Genomic DNA, 6374 nt, shown 5'->3' with positions numbered 1-6374 from the left:
GGAAGGATGAACGGGAACTGCCACGGGATCCGCGGGAAGGCGCCGGTGCGCGCCGCGATCTTCACCCACGGGAGATACCGGGTCAGCGCGTCGAATCCGGACTCCGGTGCCAGATTGCCAACGAGCGCGGCGGCGCCGAGGAGAAAGAAGAGCTCCGCCGCCGCGGCCGACGCGTCCGTCCACGAAGGCCGCCGCCGTACTCCGGCGTTCCGGCGGCGTTCCCGCCATCCCGCCGCTCCCGCGAACGCCCCGGCGACGACGAGACCGGCGGCGGCGATGCCGCGCCCGAAGACGCCGGCCAGGAGCAGCGCCGACACGGCCCAGGCGGCCGCGAGGATTCCGAACCCGAGTCTCGCCCCCCATGACAGCACGTCCTTCGGGAGGATCAGAGCCCCGATCCGGTCCCCCACGGCGGCGGAGAGGGCCGCCGCTCCGGCGAGTCCCAGCATCGCGACGGTCCGACGCCACCCCCCCGCTCCCGCGAGCGCGACGATCGAGAGGCCCAGGAATACGGCAGCCGCGCGCGTTCCGCGTCTCCGAAACACGAACGCGAAGGTGGCCGCGTGCGCCGCGGCGACGGCCGATGCGGCGGCGGCGAAACCGAGGGGAAGGTCCGGACGCGCCCGAAGCTGTCGGATCACGACCGCGACGACCGCCGCGGCCCCGAGCGAGAAGGCGGCGAGGAAAGCCTGCCGGCCGGCGCGGCCGAGCCGGGATTCGGGAGGGCCGGGTGCGGTTTCGATCATCGGATTCTACGGCCCCGAAAAAAGATCGGTTCCGGCGTGTCCCCGGACGAGGGGTCCGGCGATGTGAGGAGTTGAGAGGGAGGACCGTCATGCGCCTGCGAACCGTGCTGGCAGCGCTTTGCCTCGCCTCGCTCGGCGGATGCGCATCCGTCGGCGTGACGCGGCTCTTGAGGGACGCGGACTACCGGGAGGGCATCCGGTTCTATCGCCCGCAGCCCTATCTCCTCGTCTCGACGAAGGGGAGCGAGCGCTCGGCGCAGGTCGTCTGGCTCCCGAAGAAGGACGAGGAGTACGTGCTGCGCGTCCGCTCCGGTCTCGGCGCGGTCGATGCGAAGTTCGCTCTCCAGGACGGGTGGAACCTGACCGAGTTCGGCGAGTCGAGGGATCCGAAGACCGGCGACATCCTCGGCGGCGCGATCGGTCTCGCGAAGACCGTCGAAGCGCTCGCGGCGCCTCCCGGTTCCGACGACCTGCCGCCCGGGCTCTATGCGATCGAGTTCGACTCCGCGACCGGGCTGGTCCGGGCGCTCCGGAGGATCGATCTTACGAAGGAGGGCTCCCGATGAGCCGCGTTGCCTCCCCGGCGGTCAGCCTTTCGGGCTGCAAGACGGTCAGCCCTTCGGGCTGCCAGACTATCGTTCCGCCGTACATTCTCGACGCGATCTCGCGGCGCGGCGACGAGTTCGAACGCTCCCGCGCTCGCGAGACGCTGCTCCAGACCGAGCGCCTCCGCGGGCATCGTGATGCCATCGGCGGAACGTGTCCCGCCATCCCGGCCGGCGAGGAACGAAGGACGGTCTACGACGAGGCGGGGGGCTCGGTCCTCCCCGGCCGGCTCGTTCGCGGGGAGGGCGGCACGTCGTCGAAAGACCCGGCCGTCAACGAGGCGTACGACGGCGCCGGCGCGACCTACGATTTCTACGAGAAGGCGTTCTGCCGGAGCTCGATCGACGGGAAGGGAATGCGCCTCGACTCCTCCGTCCACTACGGCCGGAACTTCGACAACGCCTTCTGGAACGGCACGCAGATGGTTTACGGAGACGGCGACGGCCGGATATTCAACCGCTTCACCGTCGCGGTCGACGTCATCGGCCACGAGCTCACGCACGGCGTGACCGGAACCGAGGCCAATTTCGACTACGAATGGCAGCCGGGCGCGTTGAACGAGAGCTTCTCCGACGTGTTCGGCTCACTCGTCAAGCAGTGGAAACGGCAGGAGAAGGCCGATCAGGCCGACTGGATCATCGGCGCGGGCCTCTTCACCGCGAAGGTGCGCGGCCGCGGCATCCGGTCGATGCTGCATCCCGGGACGGCGTACGACGATCCGATCCTCGGGAAGGACCCGCAGCCGGCGACGATGCGCGACTTCTACGAAGGGTACGACGACAACGGCGGCGTCCACGTCAACTCCGGCATCCCGAATCGCGCGTTTGCGCTGGCGGCGATCGCGATCGGAGGGTTCGCCTGGGAGAAGGCGGGGATGATCTGGTACGCGGCGCTGACCGAGCGTCTTCGGAACACGTCGGACTTCAAGGACGCCGCCGCCTCGACGGTCGCGATCGCGGGGGAGCGTTACGGGAGCGCGGTCGAGAAAGCGGTCCGGGACGCCTGGCGGACGGTCGGCGTGCCGCTCGCTTCGAAGGCGGCCGCGTCGGCGGGATGAGAGTCCGGCACCTCTGGTACCACGCGGCGGCGCGGCGCCGGTCGGCGGCTCTCCGCCAGCCGCGAGTCGCGAGTCTCGGGTCGCGCGTCGGGGCGCCGGGATTGTGCGATCCCGAGCGGACGATCGCGCGGCTTTCCCGGATTCCGCCGGCGGAGCTCGGCTGGTTTTCGCGGGCGATCGCCTGGTTCACGACGCCGTTCAAGTTCCTCGGGCTCTCGGGCTGGGTCGACACGGGATGCACGGGAAGCGGGCGCGGCCGTCTCGTCCGCGACGCCCAGCACTCGACCGACGGGTTCTGGACGCTCGACGTGGCGCTCGACTCGTTCGAGATCGGAGATCTCGGCGCGCCGGCCGGCCGCTTCCTGCGCCTCGAGTGTGAGCCGGAAACGGCGGCGCACCGCGTCTGCGAGGGGCGAACCCTTCTCGCGGACGAACACCTCCGCTTCGGGGGACCGATCGTCATCGACACCGACGGGCCCTTCCTGGAGATCCATCCGGCCGATCAGTTCGAAGTGGCGGCGGTTCGCGCTTCGGGAACCCCGGGCCGTGAAACCGGAGACGCGAGTCTCGTGGGCGGACTCAGGCGGTCAATGCCGGGACGAAAAAATGAACCGGCCATTTCGTCGCCTCCGGAAGCGCGGAAAGATCGTGTTAGGCGTCTGGAATTCACGACCAGGTTCGCACTTCGGTCCGACGATTTGTCAGCCGGATCAAGTCGTTGGTTCTAAAATGGAACGATCATGACGCGACAAAACGGTATCTTTCCGTCGCGTTTATCGAAAACGCTTAGGACGTCTGATTACATGTTGGGCCACCGAGGCAGGCGATCGGCATGAGCAAGGATGAATCGGCGGAGGGTGTCACGGTTGCAACCTTTGCAGACTCGTACGAGGCCGAGATTGCGTGTGGCGCCCTGCAAGCGGCTGGAATCCCGGCCGAAATACCGCTCGAGGTTAGTCACCTGACATCACCCCTAGTAGGCGGGCACTGGGTGGAAATTCGTGTATTCCCACAGGACCGCGACGCAGCGCTCAAGATCCTTCGCGCGGCAGGGCACAAGTGAAAGTGGGGTGGCCCAACATCGGCTTGCAGCGGACGTCGCGCCGTCCGCGCGCCGTCGCTGAAGCCGGGTCGTTAGCCGCCGGGTCAAGGCCATGCCGGTAAAGACGCACCTTGTTCGTCGCGGCCTCGCGGCGACCCTCGATTACTGCCTAATCGGCGCCATGTTCTGGGCGGGTCGCGGAATGCTTGACCAACCGGAATATGGTTGCCTCGGCTGCGTGATCATGCTGATCGCCCTGGTGGCATGGTTCGTGTATTTCGTGTTTATTGAGTCAACGTTTGGCAGAACCGCTGGAAAGGCGTTGTTCGACCTTGTGGTCGAGCGGTTGGATCAGAAGCCGCTAACTGGCCTTGACTGCCTCCTTCGTCACATCCTCGATCCTGTCGATTTCCTTTTTATCGGCGGACCGGCCATTCTTGCGGTCAAACTCTCGTCGCGAGGGCAACGTTTGGGCGACATGCTAGCCGATACCCACGTGGTCTTCATTCCATGACAGTTCGGGCGGCGGTTAACATCGGCTTGCAGCGGACGGCGCGCCGTTCGCGCGCCGCCGCTGAAGCCGGGTCGTTCGGCCGCTCAGCACGGGTGGGGCTATGAGCGTCGCAGAATTATTGCGCTGGCAATGGGATGGGTACGAGCGCGTTCACCGCTCTCGCGCGAACCTACTCATCCACATAGTCGTCGTGCCGCTGTTCGTGCTGGGCAATATCGGCTTAATCGTTAGCCTCCTTGAAGGGTCGGCTATTCTAGGTGCCGTCTCACTTGCCACCATGATCATCTCCGTAGCTCTGCAGGGGCGCGGTCACAAGCAAGAGCAGATTCCACCCGAGCCCTTCGCGGGCCCAGCAAACGCCATTTCGCGAATCTTCCTCGAGCAATGGGTTACGTTTCCGAGGTTCGTCGTATCAGGAGGATGGTTCCGTGCTTTCCGGGAATGGCCTCGCGGTTGGTAGCATCTCCATATGGCTTGGTTAGCTGTGCGCATCGACGCTTTGGATCGGAAGCGGCCGAACATCTCCTTGCAGCGAACCGCGCCCTGCGGGCTTGCCGATGAACTCGGGTCGTTGGCCGCACACACACTTCACCACCGTCATCAGTCTCCAAGGAAAGTGCACTATGGCAAAGTACCTGATCTCATTTCCTAGTGCGGCGATGGTCGTGCCGGAGGGCGACCGGGAGGCGGTGGGCCGCGACGCGCACGCCGTGATCGATGAGGCAAAAGCCGCTGGCGTTTACGTCTTCGGCGGCGGCATCGACGAAGACGTGCCGCCCGTCCTCGTCTCGGCCGACGGGTCGGTCGCCGATGGCGGCTACCCGTGGGCGCCCCCGCTTGACGGCGGCTTCACCGTGCTCGACCTGCCATCGCGTGAGGAGGCCGTCGCGTGGGCCGCGCGCATTGCGAAGGCCTGCCGGTGCGAGCAGGAGCTGCGCGCCTTCGGGTTGGACCCGCGGTCCTGAGGGTGGTACTGAAACGGCGCAGAATGTGCAGCCTAAGAATTCATTCAAGCCGACGCCGCTTCGCGGCGCGGCTCAATTCAGTCGTCGGGCAGCATCTCGCGATGTGCCGTGCGTAGCGGCCTGAGGCAGGAATGAAGCCGAAGGCATTGCTCGAGTTCCTGCGCCTTCACCGGCTGGCGGTGCAGGCATCGGTGTCAGCCGTGGAGACGGCACAAGCCGCGATAGTGGGGTTCGCCGTGACCGACCAGTTCGAGATCGTGTTCGACACGCTCCAGACCACACGCAAGGCGCAGAACCTGCGCCAGAACCCGCACGTCGCGCTCGTCATCGGGGGGTGGGTGCCGGGCGATGAACGCACGGTGCAGTACGAAGGTGTCGCGGATGAGCCTTCGGGCTCTGCTTTGGAGCGCCTGAAGGAGGTCTACTACGCGGTCTACCCGGATGGACCGAGTCGGCTGCGCTGGCCCGGGCTGATCTACATTCGCGTCCGGCCGACATGGATTCGGTACAGCGACTACAACCGCGATCCACCGGAGATCGTCGAGTTCCGAGCCGAGAACCTGGTCCTGTAGATGTGCCTTCGAGCGCATGGCCTGGCAATCGACGTGCTGCCCAACATCGCGTTGCAGCCGACTGCGCCTTGCGGCCTGCCGCTGAGCTCGAGTGGTTCCGGGACTCCATTAGCCACACGGCGAGGTGATCGTGGATGACGTCAACATCCCTGACGACCAGAGGATCGGCCTCAAGCTCAAGTGTCCCTATTGCGGCTGGCGGTTTCCCGGGTCGGGGACCGAGGACCGGTTGGGGAAGCCCATCGTGACGGTCTGCCCACAATGCAAGGAACGAATTGAGGCCATCCTTGAAACACCGGCTTAGTCGCGAGTTCCGGAAGAGTTCGTTGCGGCGGACGTCGCACCCACGGCTCGCCGCTGGTGAGCTCTCGGGTCGCCAGGCGACCGGAGTAGTGATCGCTTGAATCGAGGGGACTGCAGCCCTCGGCATCGGCACTCTTTGCCGCGCTGCCACCCCTTTCGACTCGACAGACTCGCTTGCTCCAGGAGCGCTCTCTGACCGCGCCCGACGTACTCTGTCTCACGCTCATAGCGGTCGAGCTCCTTCTCGACCACTTCGTGGTGTGGCGAGCCTTCCTTCGGCGGTCGCAAGCCGACCCGACCCGGGCGCGGCTGTGGCTCTATCCGGTTTTAATAGGCGAGTTGTGGACGTTGGCGGCCTGCGTGATTTCGCTGTGGTTGTACGAGGGGCGACCCTGGGCATACCTGAGATTGAGCGCGCCTCACGGTTGGCGGCTGTGGATCTCGCTGGCTCTCGTGGCGGCGCTCACAGCGACGCTTGCAGCGATGATCGTACGGCTCGCGCGCCTCAGACGCCGAAGGCGGGTCAAAATGCGGAGCGGAGCGGCAGCGCACGCCCCGCATACGGGCCG

General features: G+C 66.2%; 7 protein-coding genes. 6 read left to right on the top strand and 1 reads right to left on the bottom strand.

All coding sequences use genetic code 11. From position 1 onward, the window contains the following. Window positions 1-746, bottom strand: a 746-nt coding sequence (locus tag VFS34_07360; GenBank protein ID HET9794263.1) for a hypothetical protein, incomplete at its 3' end; no start/stop codon positions are given. A gap of 89 nt (window positions 747-835) precedes the next feature. Between VFS34_07360 and VFS34_07355 the strand changes: the two genes are divergently transcribed. From VFS34_07355 to VFS34_07330, 6 genes are all read left to right on the top strand, one after another. After that, entirely contained in the window at window positions 836-1312 is a 477-nt protein-coding gene (locus tag VFS34_07355) for a hypothetical protein (protein HET9794262.1), read from the top strand. After that, window positions 1309-2409, top strand: coding sequence for a M4 family metallopeptidase (locus tag VFS34_07350; protein ID HET9794261.1), 1101 nt, complete (start codon window positions 1309-1311; stop codon window positions 2407-2409). The genes VFS34_07355 and VFS34_07350 overlap by 4 nt, the downstream gene beginning before the upstream one ends. Then, entirely contained in the window at window positions 2406-3137 is a 732-nt protein-coding gene (locus VFS34_07345; GenBank protein ID HET9794260.1) for a hypothetical protein, read from the top strand. Before VFS34_07350 ends, VFS34_07345 begins: the two co-directional genes overlap by 4 nt. A 426-nt stretch (window positions 3138-3563) precedes the next feature. Beyond that, window positions 3564-3965, top strand: a complete 402-nt coding sequence (locus VFS34_07340; protein HET9794259.1) for an RDD family protein — start codon at window positions 3564-3566, stop codon at window positions 3963-3965. Between the two features lie 623 nt (window positions 3966-4588). Beyond that, window positions 4589-4930, top strand: coding sequence for a transcription initiation protein (locus tag VFS34_07335; GenBank protein HET9794258.1), 342 nt, complete (start codon window positions 4589-4591; stop codon window positions 4928-4930). A 131-nt stretch (window positions 4931-5061) separates the two neighbouring features. Next, window positions 5062-5502 (top strand): pyridoxamine 5'-phosphate oxidase family protein, encoded by a 441-nt coding sequence (locus VFS34_07330; GenBank protein HET9794257.1) that lies wholly within the window; start codon window positions 5062-5064, stop codon window positions 5500-5502. Window positions 5503-6374: the final 872 nt, after the last annotated feature.

It is taken from the genome of Thermoanaerobaculia bacterium, assembly GCA_035717485.1.
Taxonomy (GTDB): Bacteria; Acidobacteriota; Thermoanaerobaculia; order UBA5066; family DATFVB01; genus DATFVB01.
This window is presented reverse-complemented; position numbering and strand designations above follow the sequence as displayed.